Source organism: Streptomyces sp. 2-1 (assembly GCF_048564895.1).
In the GTDB taxonomy this organism is placed as follows: Bacteria; Actinomycetota; Actinomycetes; order Streptomycetales; family Streptomycetaceae; genus Streptomyces; species Streptomyces phaeochromogenes.
The window spans coordinates 8,015,903-8,036,076 of sequence record NZ_CP183383.1 but is presented as its reverse complement, the minus strand read 5'-3'; the positions used below and the strand labels follow the sequence as shown (position 1 = coordinate 8,036,076).

The 20,174-nt window shown below is 70.6% G+C and carries 16 protein-coding genes; 5 read left to right on the top strand and 11 right to left on the bottom strand.

Annotated elements, in window-relative coordinates; all coding sequences use genetic code 11:
• Positions 1 to 132: 132 nt before the first annotated feature.
• Positions 133 to 2,256, bottom strand: coding sequence for a DNA gyrase/topoisomerase IV subunit B (locus ACN20J_RS35350; RefSeq protein WP_189841100.1), 2,124 nt, complete (start codon positions 2,254 to 2,256; stop codon positions 133 to 135).
• A 440-nt stretch (positions 2,257 to 2,696) separates the two neighbouring features.
• Between ACN20J_RS35350 and ACN20J_RS35345 the strand changes: the two genes are divergently transcribed.
• Positions 2,697 to 2,927, top strand: coding sequence for a DUF7455 domain-containing protein (locus ACN20J_RS35345; RefSeq protein ID WP_055513118.1), 231 nt, complete (start codon positions 2,697 to 2,699; stop codon positions 2,925 to 2,927).
• Positions 2,928 to 3,068: 141 nt separating this feature from the next.
• On the opposite strand, the gene ACN20J_RS35340 is transcribed toward ACN20J_RS35345, so the two are convergent.
• From ACN20J_RS35340 to ACN20J_RS35310, 7 genes are all read right to left on the bottom strand, one after another.
• On the bottom strand, positions 3,069 to 3,884 hold the full coding sequence (locus tag ACN20J_RS35340; RefSeq protein WP_190226837.1) for a S1 family serine peptidase: 816 nt from the start codon (positions 3,882 to 3,884) through the stop codon (positions 3,069 to 3,071).
• 132 nt (positions 3,885 to 4,016) lie between these two features.
• Positions 4,017 to 5,555: an RNA polymerase sigma factor gene (locus ACN20J_RS35335; protein ID WP_189841098.1), complete on the bottom strand. Its 1,539-nt coding sequence runs from the start codon at positions 5,553 to 5,555 to the stop codon at positions 4,017 to 4,019.
• A 405-nt stretch (positions 5,556 to 5,960) separates the two neighbouring features.
• Entirely contained in the window at positions 5,961 to 6,848 is an 888-nt protein-coding gene (locus tag ACN20J_RS35330; RefSeq protein WP_189841097.1) for a FadR/GntR family transcriptional regulator, read from the bottom strand.
• Positions 6,849 to 7,010: 162 nt separating this feature from the next.
• Entirely contained in the window at positions 7,011 to 8,774 is a 1,764-nt protein-coding gene (locus ACN20J_RS35325) for an ATP-binding cassette domain-containing protein (protein WP_189841096.1), read from the bottom strand.
• A gap of 214 nt (positions 8,775 to 8,988) precedes the next feature.
• The gene (locus ACN20J_RS35320; RefSeq protein WP_189841095.1) at positions 8,989 to 9,747 is read right to left on the bottom strand and encodes an NUDIX hydrolase; all 759 of its coding nucleotides are present in this window, start codon (positions 9,745 to 9,747) and stop codon (positions 8,989 to 8,991) included.
• A 128-nt stretch (positions 9,748 to 9,875) separates the two neighbouring features.
• Entirely contained in the window at positions 9,876 to 11,951 is a 2,076-nt protein-coding gene (locus tag ACN20J_RS35315; protein ID WP_189841094.1) for a glycogen debranching N-terminal domain-containing protein, read from the bottom strand.
• Positions 11,952 to 12,383: 432 nt separating this feature from the next.
• Positions 12,384 to 13,790: a DUF4192 domain-containing protein gene (locus ACN20J_RS35310; RefSeq protein ID WP_372505436.1), complete on the bottom strand. Its 1,407-nt coding sequence runs from the start codon at positions 13,788 to 13,790 to the stop codon at positions 12,384 to 12,386.
• Between ACN20J_RS35310 and ACN20J_RS35305 the strand changes: the two genes are divergently transcribed.
• The 4 genes from ACN20J_RS35305 (at position 13,773) to ACN20J_RS35290 (ending at position 17,419) form a co-directional block, all read left to right on the top strand.
• Complete coding sequence (locus ACN20J_RS35305; protein ID WP_419667552.1) at positions 13,773 to 13,985, top strand: hypothetical protein; 213 nt, start codon at positions 13,773 to 13,775, stop codon at positions 13,983 to 13,985. The genes ACN20J_RS35310 and ACN20J_RS35305 overlap by 18 nt on opposite strands.
• Positions 13,986 to 14,051: 66 nt before the next feature.
• On the top strand, positions 14,052 to 14,360 hold the full coding sequence (locus tag ACN20J_RS35300) for a hypothetical protein (RefSeq protein WP_246574968.1): 309 nt from the start codon (positions 14,052 to 14,054) through the stop codon (positions 14,358 to 14,360).
• 45 nt (positions 14,361 to 14,405) lie between these two features.
• Positions 14,406 to 16,568 carry a RecQ family ATP-dependent DNA helicase gene (locus tag ACN20J_RS35295; protein ID WP_189841093.1) on the top strand — a complete coding sequence of 721 codons (2,163 nt, stop codon included), beginning with the start codon at positions 14,406 to 14,408 and terminating at the stop codon, positions 16,566 to 16,568.
• A 224-nt stretch (positions 16,569 to 16,792) separates the two neighbouring features.
• Positions 16,793 to 17,419 carry a hypothetical protein gene (locus ACN20J_RS35290; RefSeq protein ID WP_055617258.1) on the top strand — a complete coding sequence of 209 codons (627 nt, stop codon included), beginning with the start codon at positions 16,793 to 16,795 and terminating at the stop codon, positions 17,417 to 17,419.
• A 554-nt stretch (positions 17,420 to 17,973) separates the two neighbouring features.
• Here the strand turns inward: ACN20J_RS35290 and ACN20J_RS35285 are convergent.
• The 3 genes from ACN20J_RS35285 to ACN20J_RS35275 all read right to left on the bottom strand — a co-directional run bounded on the left by ACN20J_RS35285 (position 17,974) and on the right by ACN20J_RS35275 (position 20,094).
• The gene (locus ACN20J_RS35285; protein ID WP_189841092.1) at positions 17,974 to 18,603 is read right to left on the bottom strand and encodes a hypothetical protein; all 630 of its coding nucleotides are present in this window, start codon (positions 18,601 to 18,603) and stop codon (positions 17,974 to 17,976) included.
• Positions 18,604 to 18,671: 68 nt separating this feature from the next.
• Complete coding sequence (locus tag ACN20J_RS35280; RefSeq protein ID WP_189841091.1) at positions 18,672 to 19,373, bottom strand: ribonuclease HII; 702 nt, start codon at positions 19,371 to 19,373, stop codon at positions 18,672 to 18,674.
• A 97-nt stretch (positions 19,374 to 19,470) separates the two neighbouring features.
• Entirely contained in the window at positions 19,471 to 20,094 is a 624-nt protein-coding gene (locus ACN20J_RS35275) for a TetR/AcrR family transcriptional regulator (protein ID WP_189841090.1), read from the bottom strand.
• Between the last annotated feature and the right edge of the window lie 80 nt (positions 20,095 to 20,174).

Below are 20,174 nucleotides of genomic sequence, written 5' to 3'. Positions count from 1 at the left end.
ATCACGGGTGGATCCCTCAGACGCCCCTTCTCCACCCGCGGGTGGAGAAGCCCACACAGACGTCTGCCGGCCCGTCCCTCGGCCCGACGCCCGTCGAGACCTCTCACGGTCCCGACGGGCTCACTCGACCGTCTACGCGTCGATGCGCGAGCGGTCCAGCGTCGCCGCGGAGCTGGAGATGAACTCCTTGCGCGGGGCGACGTCGTTGCCCATCAGCAGGTCGAACACCTGCTCGGAGGCCTCCAGGTCGGAGATGTTGATCCGGCGCAGCGTACGGAAGCGCGGGTCCATGGTCGTCTCGGCCAGCTGGTCGGCGTCCATCTCGCCGAGGCCCTTGTAGCGCTGGATCGAGTCCTTGTAGCGCACGTTCTTGCGCTGGAGTTCCAGCACGGTCTCTCGCAGCTCGCGGTCCGAGTACGTGTAGATGTACTTGTCCTGGCCCTTCTTGGGCTGGCTGAGTTCGATGCGGTGCAGCGGCGGCACCGCCGCGAACACTCGCCCGGCCTCGACCATCGGCCGCATGTAGCGCTGGAAGAGCGTCAGCAGCAGGATGCGGATGTGCGCGCCGTCGACATCGGCGTCGACGAGGAGAATGATCTTCCCGTAGCGCGCGGCGTCGATGTCGAAGGTCCGGCCCGACCCGGCTCCTATGACCTGGATGATCGCGCCGCACTCGGCGTTCTTCAGCATGTCCGTGACGGACGCCTTCTGGACGTTGAGGATCTTTCCGCGGATCGGCAGCAGCGCCTGGAACTCGGAGTTCCGGGCGAGCTTGGCGGTGCCGAGCGCGGAGTCTCCCTCGACGATGAACAGCTCGCTGCGGTCCACGTCGTCGCTGCGGCAGTCGGCGAGCTTGGCCGGCAGCGAGGAGGACTCCAGGGCCGTCTTCCTGCGCTGCGCGTCCTTGTGCTGACGGGCCGCGATGCGCGTACGGGCGGCGGAGACGGCCTTCTCCATGACGACCCGGGCCTGCGCGGCGGCATCCCGCTTCGTTGAGGTCAGGAAGTCCTTGAGCTCCTTGGAGACCACGTTCGTCACGATCCGGCGGGCCGCCGAGGTGCCGAGGACCTCCTTGGTCTGGCCCTCGAACTGCGGTTCGGCGAGGCGGACCGTGACGACAGCCGTGAGGCCTTCCAGGGCGTCGTCCTTGACGATGTCGTCCTCGGCGACGCGCAGCAGCTTCTTGGTGCGCAGCACCTCGTTCATCGTCTTCGCGACGGCTTGCTCGAAGCCCGCTACGTGGGTACCGCCCTTGGGCGTGGCGATGATGTTCACGAACGACTTCAGGGTCGTGTCGTAGCCCGTTCCCCAGCGCATCGCGACGTCGACGCCCAGTTCCCGGGTGACCTCGGTGGGCGTCATCTGCCCGTGGTCGTCCAGGACCGGGACCGTCTCCTTGAAGGTGCCCTGCCCGGAGAAGCGGAGGACGTCGCAGACGGGCTTGTCGCTGGCCAGGTACTCGCAGAACTCGCTGATGCCGCCGTCGAAGCGGAAGGACTCCTCACCCTTGCTGCCGCCCTCGCCGAGCCCGAACTCGTCGCGGACGACGATGGTCAGGCCGGGCACCAGGAAGGCGGTCTGCCGGGCGCGCTGGTGCAGGTGGTCCAGGGAGAGCTTCGCGTCCTTGAGGAAGATCTGCCGGTCGGCCCAGTAGCGCACGCGCGTGCCGGTGCGGGTCTTGGGAATCCTCTTGAGCTTGCGCAGCCCGGTCGACGCGTCGAAGGCGGCGTCGGCCCCGTCTCCCTTGAACGCTCCAGGGGTGCCGCGGCGGAAGCTCACCTCGTGGGTGTGGCCTCCGCGGTCCACCTGGACGTCCAGGCGGGCCGAGAGCGCGTTCACCACGGAGGCGCCCACGCCGTGCAGGCCGCCGGAGGCCGCGTACGAGCCGCCGCCGAACTTGCCTCCGGCGTGCAGCTTGGTCATCACGACCTCGACGCCGGACATGCCGGTCTTGGGCTCGACGTCGACCGGGATGCCCCGGCCGTTGTCGCGCACCTCGACCGAGCCGTCGTCGTGAAGGGTCACGTCGATGTGGTCGCAGTAGCCTCCGAGGGCCTCGTCCACGGAGTTGTCGATGATCTCCCACAGGCAGTGCATCAGGCCGCGGCTGTCGGTCGACCCGATGTACATGCCTGGGCGCTTCCGCACGGCCTCGAGCCCCTCGAGGACGAGCAGGTGCCGCGCGGTGTAGTTGGAACCGTCCCGGTCTGCTCCGGTCAGCAGCGCTGTGGACGGCACGGACGTCTCGGCGGTCACGCGGTTCGCTCCTCGCTGAATTTCAGATGTGGCCCTTTTGGGTAAGGGCCCGGCTTCGGTCGCCGCTCCGAGGGTACCGAGGCCTGGTAGAGCCGTTGTAACGCCACCCTCGTCCGAAACTCAGACTAGTCCAGCGTCGCATGCTTGTTCGATCCCTCGTTGGAGTGAAGTACATATCACGTTCCCTTCCAGGCATGAACCATTTAGGCTCCGGGCACGTCCTCAAGAACAACCGGCAAGCCAGCCGGGAGGACTGAACCTGACAGAGCGCGAACCCGTAAGACACGAAGACACGCAATACGGCTCATTCGCCGCCAACCGGCAGCAGACAGCCGACTCGGAAAGATTTTTTTCGAGGAAGAGCCACGAGCGGGAACGTTTTCGGCCTGGTTGGATGTTGACCCTGGTACGACAGCTCGTCGAGCTAGAGAAGAGGCGACGTGACTACTGTTCTGACCCCCGCGAGCCCGCTGACGGCCGCTGACCGCTGCGACCGTTGCGGCGCCCAGGCATATCTGCGCGTCGTCCTCCTCAGCGGTGGTGAGCTGCTCTTCTGTGCCCACCATGGGCGCAAGTTCGAGCCGGAACTCAAGAAGATCGCCGCTGAGATACAGGACGAGACGGAGCGGTTGACTGCCGCCCCGGCAAGCGCCAACGACGAAGAGCACTGACACTTCGCGCAGACGACGAGCCATCTCCGGCACAGGCCGGTGACCGGGCGGCCGCCCCTGTCCAGGGGCGGCCGCCCGTGCTCGTGCTCCCTGAAGGCCGTGAGACTGCCCACGACGCCTCTCAGGGCCGCAGAAGGGCCTTCAGCGGCCCGCTCCGAGCGTCCTGACGACCTCCGAGACCCGCGTGTAGACACCGGGGCTGCCGGCCCGCCCACAGCCGCTGCCCCACGACACGAGGCCGATCAGCCGCCCCTGAGCGACCAGCGGCCCGCCGCTGTCTCCCTGGCAGGCGTCCCGGCCCCCCTCCTCCTCCCCCGCACACAGCATGGAAGCGGCCACGTACGTTCCGTCCACGCTCCCCGGATAGGCCTCCTCGCAGAGCGCGTCGGGCAGCACCCGCACGCGCGCGGCCCGCAGAGCGGTCGCGTAGTCGCCGCTCCCCGAGGTGTCGCCCCAGCCGTAGACCACGGCCCCCGGGCCGGGCTTGTACGCGGCGTCACCGGCGCCTGCCATGGGGATGACCGCGCTCGCGGCGAGGGGCTCCGCGAGAGTGAGTACGGCGAAGTCTCCGGCGTTCGTGTAGCTGTCGTAGCGCGGGTTGATCCAGGTGTCGCTCACAGCGATCTCCCTGCCCTCGGCCGACAGCAGATCCCCGCGGCCCGCGATCACCTTCAGATCGCGCACCTGCCGTGGGGGTGCGCCCAGCACCTCCTTGCTCAGGCAGTGGGCCGCGGTCAGCACCGTCGAGCGGCCTATCACCACACCCCCGCAGAACTGTCCGGCACGCGTACCCCCGAACCGGTCACGGCTGGACACGGCGACCGTCCAGGGGCTCTCGGAGATCTCGACCGGGTAGCCGCCGATGATGACATCGGCCGTCGCGGGGGCCGGACAGGCCAACGGTATGACGGCCGCCGTGGCCGCAACGGCCAGCGCTCGGGCAAAGGGACGAGGCATGCGCGCTCCTCACTCTGGGGTTGTCATGAGACACCCAGCGTGATCCAGATGGCGGCACTCCGCACTCCGCACAGACCGAGGGCCCGGCTCCCTGAGCAGGAAACCGGGCCCTCGATGACGTACGGCCGAGGCTTAGTCGAGGTAGTCGCGCAGCACCTGCGAACGCGACGGGTGACGCAGCTTCGACATCGTCTTGGACTCGATCTGGCGGATGCGCTCGCGCGTCACGCCGTACACCTTGCCGATCTCGTCGAGGGTCTTCGGCTGACCGTCGGTGAGACCGAAGCGCATCGAGACGACGCCCGCCTCACGCTCGGACAGGGTGTCCAGGACCGAGTGCAGCTGCTCCTGGAGGAGCGTGAAGCTGACCGCGTCGGCCGGGACGACCGCCTCGGAGTCCTCGATGAGGTCACCGAACTCGCTGTCGCCGTCCTCACCCAGGGGGGTGTGGAGGGAGATCGGCTCACGGCCGTACTTCTGGACCTCGATGACCTTCTCCGGGGTCATGTCGAGTTCCTTGGCCAGCTCCTCCGGGGTGGGCTCGCGGCCCAGGTCCTGGAGCATCTGGCGCTGCACGCGCGCGAGCTTGTTGATGACCTCGACCATGTGCACCGGGATACGGATGGTGCGGGCCTGGTCGGCCATGGCGCGGGTGATCGCCTGACGGATCCACCACGTGGCATACGTCGAGAACTTGTAGCCCTTGGTGTAGTCAAACTTTTCCACCGCGCGGATCAGACCGAGGTTGCCCTCCTGGATGAGGTCCAGGAAGAGCATGCCGCGGCCGGTGTAACGCTTGGCCAGGGAGACCACCAGACGGAGGTTGGCCTCCAGGAGGTGGTTCTTGGCGCGGCGGCCGTCCTCGGCGATGATCTCCAGCTCGCGCTTGAGCTTCGGCGCGAGCTTGTCGGCGTTGGCCAGCTTGTCCTCGGCGAACAGACCGGCCTCGATGCGCTTGGCGAGCTCGACCTCCTGCTCGGCGTTGAGCAGCGGGACCTTGCCGATCTGCTTGAGGTAGTCCTTGACGGGGTCGGCCGTGGCACCGGCCGCGGCGACCTGCTGCGCGGGCGCGTCGTCCTCGTCCTCGTCGGACAGGACGAAGCCCTGGGCGCCGTCCTCGGCGGGCTCGTCGCCGGTCTTGGCCGCGCCCGGGGTCTCCTCGGCCGCCTCGTCGTCGACGACCTCGGCGTCGTCCTTCTTGGCGGTGGTCTTCTTCGCCGTCGCCTTCTTCGCGACGGTCTTCTTCGCTACGGCCTTCTTGGCCGTCGCCTTCTTGGCAGCGGCCTTCTTCTCGGCTGCGTCCTCGGCGGGAGCGTCTGCGGCAGGCATCGCCGGGGCGGCGGTGGCGGTGGCCTTCTTGGCCGTCGCCGTCTTCGCCGCGACGGTCTTGGTGGCGGTGCGCTTGGCCGGACTCTTCGCTGCGACGCTCTTTCGGGTGCGCTTCGGCTCCGCGGCACTGACCATCAGCGTCACACCCTCTTCCTCGAGGATCTGGTTGAGGCTGCGCAGTACGTTCTTCCACTGAGTGGCCGGAATCTGGTCAGCTTCGAAGGCCCGACGCACGTCATCGCCGGCGATCTGCCCCTCAGCCTTTCCCCGCTCAATGAGCGCCATGACAGAGACGGACTCGGCGATCTCCGGCGGGAGCGTACGGGATGTGCTGGCCGACACGAACAACCTCTCGGAACGTTGGAAAACGGCTTCCGGCCCCGTCCGGTACGGACAGGAGCCGACGACCGCCGACTTGGGGATGGGCCGACGGCGCGGGCGAGGGCCGGGAAGAGTCACAGCGCCTTGAACGGCGTCTGTATTCCCTACTCGGCTGTCACCTCTTAGGTCATCGCGCTGCCCCGTGGAGCGTTACGCCCAATCTGCGTGGCCCGAGTCACACCCCGTAAGTGCTCAAAAGCTCCCAGATGCGGTCAGAGGTGGTCAGTCGATGACCTCAGTACCCCATCACACCGCCGGACCCCGCCGGATTCCAGAAGCATCCAGGGGGTCCGGCGGCAGATGGTTCGCCGGCCAAGCGATGCCACACGGGCACCCACCACCGACCGCGCCGCCCTCGGTGCGCGGTCAGTGCTCGCGCGGCGCGGGCACGACGCGCTCCACCTCGGGGTGGACGGTGAGCAGTTGGCGCATGGCCGTCTCGGCGCCCGATCCGTCGCCCGCGGCGAGGGCGTCGACGATGCGGGCGTGGTGCCCGAGGGACGCCTCGGTCGGCCGGTCGCAGCCCGTGACCGGGTTGCCGGACACCTGGAGCGCGGCGGACACGATCCCGGAGAGGTGCTCCAGCATGCGGTTGCCGGAGACCTGGATGAGCAGGGAGTGGAACTCCGCGTCGGCGCGCGAGAAGGTGAGGGCGTCACCCTGCGCCATGGAGTGGCCCATGATCTCGACCATGTCGGAGAGCCGCTGCTGCACCTCCTCCCGGCCGTGTCCGGCGGCGAGGCGGGCGGCGAGCGGTTCGATCGTCCAGCGCAGTTCGCTCAGCTCGCGGCGCTGGTCGTCGCGCTGCGGCCCGAAGGCCCGCCACTCGATGATGTCCGGGTCGAGGAGGTTCCAGTCACTGACCGGACGTACGCGCGTGCCGACATTGGGGCGGGCGCTGACCAGGCCCTTCGCCTCAAGAACGCGGAGCGACTCACGGACGACGGTACGGGAGACCTCGAATCGCTGGCCGATCTCCTCGGGCACCAGCGGGCGGTCCGCGCCCAGGTCGCCGGAGACGATCATCTGCCCCAGCTGCTGGACCAGTTGGCCATGCAGGCCGCGGCCGCGGCTGCCGGCGGCACGTCGGCCCATGCGGCCCAGATCCGGGTCCGTGCTGTCCCACACGGAGGCGCTGACGCGGTCTGCACCGGGGACCTCCCCGTAGGGGTAGCGGTCGAGTTCGCCCGGGCCGGCGAGGCCGGAGTCTGCGGAACGGGCGGCGGTCATCATGGTGTGCGCAAGGGTACTCACGGATCCTTTGTCGGCTCCGTCTCCAACTCCCTTGAGGTCTTTGGTGAAAAGCACACGAAAGGGTGATCGCTCACCCCGTCGCAATTGACGCCTTATCGGAAAGAAATGGGCGTTCTGCGCGGAGTTGCGCACACGAAGGGAACACACGTGCACGGGCCGCCGTCATCGGACCCTGCTCCGTAGGGTGGTGAGCAGGTATGCGCAGAGCAGAGCACTGATCGACAACATCAGGGCGCCGCCGACGGGTTGGGCGATCACTCGCGCCACAGCAGCCACATAGTGCTCTCCTCCGAAGGGCCACTGCACCAGCACGAGCTCGCGCAGCCGGGTCGAGAACCCGGCGGCGGTCCGCACGGACGGTCCCTCCAGGATCTTCTGTACGAGCGGTACGACGAGGACCGGTACGGCCAGTACCGCCGCGAGTCCGGCGGTCGTCGACCGAAAGATCCCGGCCGCCAGGACGCCCGCCCAGGCGCAGCCCACCACGAGACCGATCCAACTCACGCTCAGCGAGAGCCAGTCCTCGGGAACTCCGGTGAGCTCCCGTCCGTAGACGAGGTAGAGCAGTTCGGCGTCCACGCCCACCGCGAGGAGGGCCAGCAGCAGCGCGGTGGCGGAGGCGACGAGGAGTTTGGCGGCGAGCAGTCCCAGGCGGCGGGGGACGGTTCCGCGATCGGCGGCCAGGGCGGGATGACGGAACTCGTCGCCGAAGGCGATGGCACCGAGCAGCCCCGCGCCGAGCGCCGCGGGCGGCAGAGGAAAATCCCGTGGCCAAGCGGCGAGCAGACGCGGCTGCGGGGTGTGCCCCGCTCTGGCCAGGAGCAGGGAGATCAGGGTGGAGGCGACGAGCACGGCGACCGCGGTGAGGTAGCCGGTGGCGACCCCTGACGCTCGCCGCAGTTCGTAGCGCAGTGGCCGCAAGGGGCTGGAGCCCGGCCTGGCGGTGATGGGCGGCGGGAGGGGAGACAACTCGTTCGTGCCTTCCGCCGTCGCGGGGCGCGCGGGCTGCTCGGCCTCCTGGGAGACACCCGCCGGGTGCCGCGCGGGTACGGGCCCCATGTCGCCGATCTCGTCCGCGAGTTGGTGTACGAGGATGCTGTGGCGGTAGGCGGTTTCGCCGATGTCGGCGCACGTGCTGCCGTACACGGAGAGGCGGTTGCCGTCCTCCCGCACGACCTCCACGGAGCGTCGAGCGGTGCGGGCCTCCTTCGTGAGCAGGGCGCCGAGCCGGGCCGCGTGCGGGCTGAGGACGGCGACGCGGGGCCGGAGCCGGGTGCGGGCGAAGTCGGTGACGTCCTGGTCGGCGACGAGCCTGCCCTCCTCCAGCGTGACGACACGGTCGGCGGTCCGCGCGGCCTCCTTCGGGTCGCCCGTGGCGAACAGCACAGTGCCGCCCCCGGCGGCGTGGGCGCGCAGAATCCCGTGCAGCCAGCGGCCCTCGCGGGCGGAGAGCCCGTCGGCGGCGGCGTCGAGCACGAGCGTGTGCGGGTCGGACAGCAGTGCGCAGGCCAGACCGAGGCGGCGGTCCATGCCGCGCGAGAGCGTGCTCAGACGTTGGTCGCGCAGGCTGACCAGACCCACCACTTCGAGGACGTCGTCGGCACGCCTGGCCGGCACGCCCGTCGCGGCGCACAGCATGCGGAGTTGGCCGCGGACCGTGCGTGCCGGGTGGCCGGGAACCTCCCCGAGGAGCACGCCGACCTCGCGCGAGGGATGGGCGATGCGATGCAGTGGGCGGCCTCTGAAGTAGGTGATTCCGCGGCCCTGTTGGAGTTCGAGCATGAGCCTGAGCGCCGTCGTCTTGCCCGAACCCGGGGCTCCGAGGAGCGCTGTGACGCGGCCCGTGGGCACCTCGAAGGAGACGTCGTCGACGGCGGGGGGAAGCTCCTTGCGGGCGTTGCTGGTCAGTCCGATGGCCTGGATCACCCGAAGCAAGATAGCGCGATATGTACTGTTTTTCGGGCATCTTGAGCGCGCTGGACGGCATGTCCCATGCCAGTCCGACCACTTGGCCTGACGGCGAATCCCGGGGTGGCTTCAGGTCTGGGCACCGATCTCGGGGCCATGCCCGGTCTCGGCACGAATCCGGGCCGCACCCGTCTTGGCACCGTTCCGTCTCGGCAGCGCTCCAGGAGCGGTGTCAGACCTCGGGGCGGAGCATCGGCGGGTTGAGCAGCGTGGCGCCGCCCGCGCGGAACAACTGGGCCGGGCGGCCACCCTGGCGGGTCGTCGTGCCACCCGTGGGGACGAGGAATCCCGGCGTGCCGGTCACCTTGCGGTGGAAGTTGCGAGGGTCGAGCGCCACGCCCCACACCGCCTCGTACACCCGGCGCAGTTCACCGACCGTGAACTCCGTCGGGCAGAAGGCAGTCGCCAGCGACGAGTACTCGATCTTCGAGCGGGCGCGCTCCACACCGTCCGACACGATCTGCGCGTGGTCGAAGGCCAGCGGTGCGGCCTGTTCGCCGTCGCGGCCGTAGCCGCCCCGCTGAAGCAGTTCCTCGACGGGGGCCCAGCGCGCGCTGTTGGCGTCTCCGCCGGCCCTGGGCGCGGGCAGATCCGGGGCGAGGGCGAGATGGGCGACGCTGACGACCCTCATCCGCGGGTCGCGCTTCGGGTCTCCGTAGGTCGCGAGCTGCTCCAGGTGCGCGCCGTTGGCCTGCGCGGGGGCGGCCGGGTCATGGGCGCAGAGCCCGGTCTCCTCGCTCAGTTCCCGAGCAGCCGCCTGCGCCAGATCCTCGTCCGGCCGTACGAAGCCGCCGGGCAGCGCCCACCGCCCCTGAAAGGGCGGCTCGCCCCTCCGTACCGCCAGCGCGCACAGGGCATGGCGACGCACGGTCAGCACGACCAGGTCAACGGTGACGGCAAACGGCGGGAAGGCTGACGGGTCGTAGGGCATGCCGAGATCATAGTCGTCTGCCTGACGATAAACAGTCCCTTCGTCGGTCGCTTCAGTGGCTGATCCACTGCCCTCCGGTAGGGGCGCCGGGGGACGCCGCCGACCCGCCCCTCGCCAGCTCCGTCCTCTCACACCCCCAGCTGGAGCCCATCGGCGGCCTCCTCGACCATGGCGAGGCCGAGCCTGCTGACGCGGACGGAGAAGGGGGCGCCCGCGACGCGCAGACCGGTCAGCCCGATCTCGCCCAGGGGCGCGCCACGGAACGGCCGGAGGGTCACCGTTCCGGCAGGGGCGTCCGGACGGATTCCGGCGAGTGTGGCGAGCAGAAGAACCCCGGAGGCCGCAGCCGTGGCCGCAGGCCGACAGGCCGCCGGATGCGGCAGCGGGGCACCGCCTTCCGTGCGCTGCTCCCCCGCGTACATCTCCGGCAGCCGGTGCCCGAAGGTCTCGGCCGCCGACAGCACGCCCCGCAGCAGTGAGGTCGCCTCCTTTTCGTAGCCCGAGGCGGCCAGTCCCGCGACGGCGACTGCCGTCTCGTGGACCCGCACGGCCCCGCTTCGATGCCCGAACGGGTTGTACGACGCCTCCTTCGCTCCGAGGCTGCGCAGTCCCCAGCCCGAGTCCATTGCGGGCCCGCCGAACAGCCGCGCCAGCTGTTCCGTCTGCACCTTGTCGAGCAACCCCTGGGCCTGGGCACCCACGCCGAGCAGCCCGGTGTCGAGGAGGTGCACGCCGGCCGCGCCGAGGTGCGGCACGATCCGCCCGTCCGGCAGGCGGGCCGCGGCCGGTCTGCCGCCTCCCCTGTCCTCGATCCAGAAGTCCTCCTGGAACGCGGCCCTCATTCCGCGAGCCCACCCCCGCAACTCGGGCCCGCCTCCCCTGCCGTACGCGTCGAGGAGATCAGCACCCAGCAGCGCGGCCCGGTGGGCGTGCGCCTGGGTCTCGCAGCGCCACGGTCCGCCGGGGTGCGGGTCGGGCAGATACGTACCGGCGCCGACCGCGGTCCGCAGCCACTGCAGGCAGCGCTCGGCCACAGGGAGCAGTTCCTCGGTCTCCTGCTCGGGGAGCCCCCAGCGCCTGGCTTCCGCGAGAACGACGGGGAACAGGAGGGTCGCCTCTTCGCCCGTGCAGCTCGGTGGCAGATGCGTACCGGCGTGCCGTCGCGGCCCGGGGAGCAGTCCGGATCGCGGCCCCGCGCCCACCAGTTGGGTGCGTGCGAGGGTGCGCAGGGTGCCCGCGGCGAGCCGGGTGCCCAGCGGCAGGGCCATACGCGCCGCCGCCAGCGCCTCGGCCGGTGCCATGCCGCAACGCCAAGGCGCGCCGGCCGCGAGGTGGTTGTCGGACGGATGCACCGGGTCACGCAGCAGGAGTGCCTGGAGGTCCTCGATGCTCGTGCGCAGGAGCGCCTCGACCCTCGGGTCGTCGCTCACGGCCCGTGCCTGGGCAAGCGGGCTCGTGGCAGCGCGCGCGACGGCCCGGATGGGACCCGCACCCGTCGGCCGTACCCTCAGCTCCACGCTTCGGGTGTCACCGGGCGACAGTTCGAACTCCCACCGGAGCAGCCCCGCTGAGGCCAGCGCGTCCGAGGGAGGCGGGTTGGCCGTGACGACGGAGTGCCCGGTGGCGCACGACCATCGCATGCCCGAGTCGTGAACGCTGGCGGGCAGGTCGGGACCGGCCCGCCCGGAGGCGACCGCGCCCAGTTCCGCCAGGTCCGTGCCGAGCGACACCTCGACGGGCAGGCGCAGGTGACGGTGGGCCGCGCTGCGCAGGGCGATCCGCTCCGTGCCGTCCGCGTATCGCGTCCGTTCGACGATGACATCCGGGTCGGGGCCGCCGTCGGCGGACAGGCTCAGCGTCGCCACGAAACGGGCCTGGTCGGCCGCGATCATCCGGGCCTGGATCGCGAGGGGCTCCCGCCCCGCGACGCGCAGCCGGCATCGGGAGAGCATGCGCCGGCCCGCGCGGTAGAAGCCTTCCAGCCCCTGCCCGGTCAGCTGGCCGTGCTCGGTGGAGATCGCGAGCCCGGGCAGCGCGACGCAGATCAGCGCGTTGTGCGCGGGAGGCAGATTCGCCGTCGCGCCCGGCAGGGACAGGGGTGCCTTCGGAGTTGCGGCACCGCCGGGGGTTATGGGGACCTGCGCGGGCCTGCGGAGCAGAGGGTGGTTGTCGTGCTGAGTGGAGGACTGGGTGGGCAGTGGCATGGGGCGGCTTCTTCTGTGCTCCGTGCGCTGAGTGCGCACTCAGCGGCGTGTAGGGGGCTCCGGAAGGGCGGGTTCGATGCGATGGCACGGCCCGGCCGCGGGCTGCGCCACTCAGGTGAACGGAACGGGCCTGTCCCGGGTCACGCCCCGGTTCACGGAAGCCGACCGATTGGCGGTGAGCCGGGGGCTTCGGGGTGCGGTGGTGGTTGCTCCCCGGAGCGGGGTGGGCGTGGGAATTCAGAAGTCCCGCCCTTCCCGGGCACACCCGCTCCCGGGGCCGGAGCACGCACCCCACCCCACGCCACGCCCTGCCAAGTCCGGCAGACCCCCACACCAACCCAAGCCCAGCCAGCCCCCGAGCCATCACCCGAAGCAGCCAGGCCGACCATCCGAACCCTGCCGGCCGACTCGCCCGGCACCGCTCCCCCGCCCTCATGTCTCGCCTTGCTTCGTTCCATGCCGACCAGCCCCTCGGCGGGACCGGGTGCCGCCGCCCGTACCGTCACCAGGCCTGGTGGGTACTTCCGACGCCGGGGAGCCGTCGGCCGTGGACCGAGGACGACGCGTGCCCGCTGTTCCTGAGGGCCGGGAACCCGGACGGCTCTCAGCGCTCCCCGTGGACCGCGGCTTGCGTCGGCGACGAGAAGCCACTCGGGTCGACGGTGTCGAGGCGGGCCCGGACGCTCCACCGGCGTCGACCACGGACTCCGAGGCCTCCGAAGACGGCGAGGACACCGAAGCCGCCGAGGCCGGGAGCATCTCCGCTCCGGCACGGTCCACGCGCTCCTTGCGGAGGCAGCGGCGAATCGATTCCGGGTCCAGGCCCTCGTTGCACGCCTGGTGGAGAAGGCGGGCGAACAGGTATCCCGGATCCGCTCCAAGGGCCATAGCCAGGGCTTCGCGGGCCTCCAGTTCGTCACCGGAGGACCAAGCGACCCATCCGGCGAGTGTGAGCGGCGCCGCGGCGTGTTCGCCGTACGGGCCGACACAGCGGCGGGCCAGGGCCCGCCACAGGCGGAGGGCGGGGCCTGCCTCGTCGCCCTCCATCCACTCCGCCGCCCGGTCGCGCGTCGTGCGGTCCTGGAGGCCGAGGATCAAGGTGGCTGCCTCGTCGTGGGGCAGGAGTTCGTCGTCCCGGAGATCCGCCGCCAGGGCTCCCGACACACCTGTCGCACCAGATACAACAGATACACCGGAGGCTCCCGGTGCACCGGCCGTAGACGTGGCATCGGCGAATCGGCGCATGACCCGATGAGCCAGGTCCAAGGTCTCGGTCGCCACGACTGTGCGGCTCTCGTCCTCCAGGATTCGCGGAATCAGCGCCATGCTCACCGCGTTGAGCGCGGACTCCTGCTCCAGCGCGGCCGCGGTCTCCCACGGAATGAGCCTCGCCCTGAACTCCCGCAGGGACCCCCGAATCTGAAGGCCGGCGTAGGTGGCCGCGGCGGCCAGCACGGACGTGCCGGGCAGCCCCATGGGCGTCCCGTCGGACGGGCAGCACTGCGCACTGGGGCAGCAGTACGACCAGAAGCGGCCGTCCGAGATGCACAGGGCCTCGATCACGGGCACGTCCAGAGCACCGCAGGCCGTGCGCAGCAACTGCGCGAGTGGGCGCAGTCGTTCCATGACCTCCCGGGCCGACTCTCCGTCCTTGGGGTCCTGGCAGAGGAAGGCGACGATGCTCTCGGGCAGCGCGCCCCTGCGTTCGCTGCCCTTCACAAGTCCTTCGGTCAGCTGTCGGGCGACGGACGCCCAGTCGTCCGCGTTGCCCGGGATGCCGAGCCGGGCCCGTCCGCCGAACCTGCCCCGCCCGTCCCTGTCGTGCAGGGCGGCGAGCACGATGCTGTCCTCGGGCCGGTATCCGAGCAGGTACGGCAGCGCGTCTGCCAGTTCGGCGGGAGTGCGGAGCGTGACCTGATGCTCGGCGAGGGGGACGCCGGACGCGCCGTGTGCGGGGCCGACGCGGCTCGCGCCTCCATGGCCCGCACCCCGTCCACCCGCGCCTGGTCCCGAGCCGCGTCCTCCGCTCCCTGAACCACGTCCGCCACAAGCCTCGCCCTGCCCGCCATCCGTTTCGCGATCACCTCCACCGACTTGGCCATGCTCACCACCCGCGCCCCCACTCCTTCCAAGCCCGCCGAGCTCTCCAAGCCTGCCGAGCCCTCCGAGCCCGTCGGACCTTCCAAGCCCATCGGTCCTTCCAAGCCCGCCGGAGCCTCCAAATTCGTCGAGCCCTCCAATCCCCTCGCGCTCGCCGCGCTCGCCGCACCCACCCATGTCGCCGTCACCGAGATTCCCGGCCGCTTCGCTGTGATTCGTCATGCCGTGACCATCCCGCGGATCCCGGGATTCCGCTTTGACCTGTGGATAACCACGGCCATGATCACGTCAGAACTGTCCACAGGCTGACCGCCTCATTCGCGTGATGTCCGACCCATCGGGTTGCATGGGGCCATGAGCAACGCAGAGCTGCGCACCGCGGCCGACACCGTCCTCGCCCGCCTCGTCGGCGCCCCGGCGGGTGACGCCCGGCTGCGCGAGGACCAGTGGCGCGCCATCGAGGCACTGGTCGCCGACAAGCGCAGAGCCCTGGTCGTGCAGCGCACCGGCTGGGGCAAGTCCGCCGTGTACTTCGTGGCGACGGCGCTGCTGAGGGAGCAGGGCGCGGGCCCCACCGTCATCGTCTCCCCGCTCCTCGCCCTCATGCGCAACCAGGTCGAGGCGGCCGCACGCGCCGGCATCCGGGCACGGACCATCAACTCGTCCAACACTGAGGAATGGGACACGATCCAGGACGAGGTGGCCGCGAGCGAGGTGGACGTCCTCCTGGTCAGCCCCGAGCGGCTCAACAATCCGGACTTCCGCGACCAGGTGCTGCCCAAGCTCGCCGCCGCGACCGGCCTCCTCGTGGTCGACGAGGCACACTGCATCTCCGACTGGGGCCACGACTTCCGGCCGGACTACCGCCGACTCCGCACAATGCTCGCGGATCTCCCGCCGGGCGTCCCGGTCCTCGCCACCACCGCCACGGCCAACGCGCGCGTGACGGCCGACGTCGCCGAGCAGCTGGGCACAGGCGGCAGCACGGATGCTCTCGTCCTGCGCGGCCCGCTGGACCGGGAGAGCCTGAGCCTCGGTGTGCTGCAGCTGCCCGACGCCGCGCACCGGATGGCCTGGCTGGCCGAGCACCTGGGCGAGCTGCCGGGCTCCGGGATCATCTACACGCTCACGGTGGCCGCGGCCGAGGAGGTCACCGCGTTCCTGCGGCAGTGCGGGCACACAGTTGCCTCGTACACCGGGAAGACGGAGAACGCGGATCGTCAGCAGGCCGAGGAGGATCTGCTCGCCAACCGCGTCAAGGCCCTCGTGGCCACGTCGGCGCTGGGCATGGGCTTCGACAAGCCCGACCTCGGGTTCGTGGTGCACCTGGGGTCGCCGTCCTCCCCCATCGCGTACTACCAGCAGGTCGGCCGTGCGGGGCGCGGGGTGGAGCATGCCGAGGTGCTGCTCCTGCCCGGCAAGGAGGACCAGGCGATCTGGCAGTACTTCGCGTCGATCGCCTTTCCTCCGGAGGAGCAGGTCCGGCGCACCCTGGACGTCCTCGCCCAGGCCGGTCGGCCGCTGTCGCTGCCCGCGCTCGAACCCTTGGTGGAGCTCCGCAGGTCACGGCTGGAGACGATGCTCAAGGTCCTCGACGTGGACGGCGCGGTGCACCGCGTCAAGGGCGGCTGGATCTCCACGGGCGACCCGTGGACGTACGACACCGAGCGCTATGCCTGGGTCGCCAAGCAGCGTGCGGCCGAGCAGCAGGCGATGCGTGACTACGTGACGACGACCGGCTGCCGAATGGAGTTCCTGCGACGCCAGCTGGACGACGAGGGAGCCGCGCCGTGCGGTCGCTGCGACAGGTGCGCGGGGCCCCGGTTCGCCGACGCCGTGTCCTCGTCGTCCCTGGACTCCGCGCGTGGTGAGCTGGGCCGGGCGGGTGTCGAGGTCGAGCCCCGGAAGATGTGGCCGACGGGCCTGCCTGCGGTCGGTGTCGATCTGAAGGGGCGCATTCCGGCCGGTGAACAGGCCGGGTCCGGGCGGGCGTTGGGACGGCTCTCGGACATCGGCTGGGGCAACCGGCTGCGGCCGATGCTCTCGCCCCAGGCCCCTGACGAGCCCGTTCCGGACGATGTGGCGAAGGCCGTGGTCGGCGTCCTGGCCGACTGGGCGAAGGGTCCCGGCGGATGGGCCTCGGGGAGCCCCGACGCGCAGCCGCGCCCCGTCGGTGTCGTCACCATGGCCTCGCACGGCCGACCGCGCCTGGTCCAGTCGCTGGGCGCGCGGATCGCGGAGGTCGGACGCCTGCCCCTGCTGGGTTCCATCGAGTACGCCCCCGGACACGAGGCGGCGCAGGTCTCCAGGAGCAACAGCGCACAGCGGTTGAAGGCCCTCGACGGGGCGCTCGTGGTGCCGCCCGGTCTGGCCGCCACGCTGGCCCAGGCCCAGGGACCCGTCCTGCTCGTGGACGACTCGACCGAGACCGGCTGGACGCTGGCGGTGGCCGCGCGTCTGCTCCGGCGGGCCGGTGCACAGGGGGTGTTGCCGCTGGTCCTTGCCGTGCAAGGGTGATCCAGGCGTGACGGAGCAGGTTACGGGCAGGGATATATGAGGCGGATCACCGGATAACGGTCGGTGGCCCCAATTGCTCGTTGCCGCAACCAAGTTCGCCAGGAAGAATTGGCCTCGCGCCCCGCGCGGTCCATTCAGGGCCGCCCGTTCGGGCTGTGTCGCGGTGCGCTCCCCCAAGTCCGACCCCCCGCCCGTTGTATGGGCGCGTAGCCGAAGGGAGGACCGTGACCTTCGGATTCGCTCCGTCCTCGGCGGCATCGATGTCGACGTCCGCCACTTCCGCCAACTCACTCGCCCGGATGCTCGAACCCGCCGAATGGGCCGCCGCGGGGATTCCGCTGCTGCGCAATCCCCGGGAAGTCGTCAGCGGGCTGCACTCCCGGCATCTGCCCCGGCCGGACACCGCGATCGTCGCCGTCCTCGATCCGGACGAACGGCTCAGGGCCAGCGCGTCCTTCGTCCGGCGGCCGGCACCGGCGGACGGCTGGATGTTCCGCAACGCGCTGCTCGCGCAGCTGCGCCGGGTCATCCCGCACGACCTGCGGCGCCGCACACCGGTGCGTACGGCCGTCCTGCTCTACTGCCGTGAGGGCGACGGGCGATGGACGGAGGAGGACGGGGCGTGGATGTGGGGGTTGCGAGACGCCTGCACGCTGCACGGGCTGCGTTGTGGGGCGTACATCACGCTGACGCGTGAGGGCTGGCAGGTGCTCGGCGAAGGACGTGGCGGACGTCGGCCGAGCGCGGACTCGAAGCCGGAGTCCCTGGACGCCCTCGCCGCGGTCGAGACCATTCAGCCACGCACCGGTGGCTCGGCTTCGGAGGTGCTGCGCCGCGCGGCGGCCCGCTGAGGCGGAGCCCGCGACAGCCACACGCCGCATCGGTCGGCTGTTCGTCCGGCCGACCGCCCCTCGGCAGCGCTCCCACCGGCCGCCGCGCAGTCACAGAGGACCACCGACCTCGCCGAGGCGAGACGGGCGTGACACCGGTCGGCCGAAAGCTGCGAGGGCTGCGAGGGCTGCGAGGGCTGCGAGGGCTGCGAGGGAAGGGCACACCGAAGCACCCCGTACCCGCACAAGGCCACGCGGGTACAAACCTCAGCGTGGGCAAGGGCGCAGCACGTCCCAGGGCTCAGCGCCTACCAGGAGGACACACGCCCGTATACGAGCTCACCCACACGACGACACCGAGGCACGCACACACGCACGCACACTCGACCCCGCACAGCCTCAGACACATGCGGCGACAGCGCAGACCGGCCACCACGACCTCGCGGACCACGACAGTGACGCCGGCACGTCCCCCCGTACCGGCACACGTCGGACCGTCCACCGTGCTCATGCCACCGCAGCCTGGGCCGCAGTGGCACTCCACCCCCCAAGTACCCCCAGAAGAACGGGGGTCCTCAGACCCCCGCGCCCAGCACCGAGTTGATCTGCTGCGGATTCCCGCAGACGATCAGCAGGGTGCCGGCTCGGCCGAGGGCCAGCGGCAGGGCGGTGGCGGCAGTGGCGTCGGGTCCGCCGTTGACGGCGACGACGACCACGGGCCGGGACGCGGCACGACCGAGGGCGGACGCGTCGGCGTAGAAGACGTCGTCTCCCGCGTCGTGCTGGGCCCAGTAGGCGGCCTCGCCGAACGAGAGCTCGTGCGCGGCCCACGGGTGCGGTTCGCCGGTGGTGATCACCAGAACCTCACCGGGGACGCGACCCGAGTCAAGGAGCAGGTCGACCGCTTCCTCGGCCGCGTCCAGCGCGCCCTCGGCCGAGGCCGGGATCAGCTGGATCTGCGGAGTCGAGGGGGCGGTGGGGGCCGCCGGGGCGGATGGCCCCGGCTTGGCCACGGCCGTGTCGTGCGGCGCGCGTTGCACCGGCGGCGCAGGCCGGACAGGACCCGGACGGCCGGGACGCGGCGGAGCCACGGGACGGGGTCCGGGTACGGGACGGGGGGTCGGCGCGGTACGGCCGGCGGCCGTAGTGGCGCGGGGACCCTGGGCACTCTCGTGAATCTGAGGCTCCTCGGGAATGAGAGGCATGAGCTGATTTTTATCAAACGCCGGTGCGAGTCGCGTCGGCGGGTGGCACATCAGTGCGAGCGGAAACGTCAGAAATCGAAGCCGAGCTGCCCTTCGATCTCCGGAACGCTTCCATCCGCCCAACTGCGGACCTTCTTGAGGTGCCGCCACTGGGGCAGCGCATCAAGATACGCCCACGTCATCCGGTGGTACGGGGTGGGGCCCCGCATCTCCAGCGCGGCCTTGTGCACCGGTGACGGATACCCGGCGTTGGCCGCAAAACCGAAGTCTGCATGGTCGATACCCAGTTCGGCCATCATTTTGTCGCGCTGCACCTTGGCGATCACCGAGGCCGCCGCGACGGCGACACAGGACTGGTCGCCCTTGATCACCGTACGGACCCGCCAGGGATCCCCGAGATAGTCGTGCTTCCCGTCGAGGATGACCGCGTCGGGACGCACCGGCAGGGCTTCCAGGGCACGGCAGGCGGCCAGTCGCAGCGCGGCCGTCATCCCCATGTCGTCGATCTCCTCCGGAGAGGCGTGCCCGAGGGCGTACGACGTCACCCACTTCGCCAGTATCTCGGCGAGCGCTGTGCGCCTCTTGACGGTCAGGAGCTTGGAGTCGGTGAGGCCTTCGGGCGGGCGGCGCAGGCCGGTGACCGCAGCGCAGACGGTGACCGGGCCGGCCCAGGCACCGCGGCCCACCTCGTCGACACCGGCGATGACCTTCGCTCCGGTCGTGGCGCGCAGGGAGCGCTCGACAGTGTGGGTTGGGGGTTCGTACGGCATGGCTCCCTCAGCCTACGCCGCTCGGAACCCCACGCGACACCCAGGTTTCCCCAGGCAACCTCGACGCTCCGGCAGGCCCCACCGCCGCAGAGACCGCTCACACACTCGTCGGACGCAGCAGCGGAACCATCAGCTGGTCGATCATCTCCTCGATGTCCCGCTCGCTCCATTCGCTCGCGCACACCTTGGACCGGTACATCATCATCGCCGGAATGGCGTCGAAGACATACGAGTTCGCCGCGTCGGACCGCACCTCTCCCCGCTGGATTCCACGGTCGACGACCTCACCGAGCAGCCGGATGGTCGGCTCCACGACGCCTCCGAAGATCACCTCCTGGAAGCGCTGAGCCTGCGCCGCGTCACATTCGTGAATCACCGAGCGCATGGCGAACCCGGGACGCGAGAACATCGCCTCGCGAGCCCGACGGCACAGCTCCAGGAGGTCGTCTCGCACGCTCCCCATGTCGGGCACGTCCTCAAGTGACGGCAGCCCCGCCCGGAGTGCGTCCGCGACCAGATCCTCCTTCGACGGCCAGCGGCGGTAGACCGCGGCCTTGCCGGTCTGGGCGCCGGCGGCGACGCCTTCCATCGTGAGTCCGTTCCAACCGACCGTACTGAGCTGATCCAGCGCGGCTTCGAGGATCGCACGTTCGAGTACGGCACCACGGCGGCGCGGGGAGGCCGCCTGAGCGGAGGCGGCCGTCCAACTCGAAGTAACCATGAGCGTGTCTCCGTCTGAGCGGATAAACGGCACGCACGCACGCGCGTGCAGACGTGCCGTGCGGACCGGGGTCCGCAAGC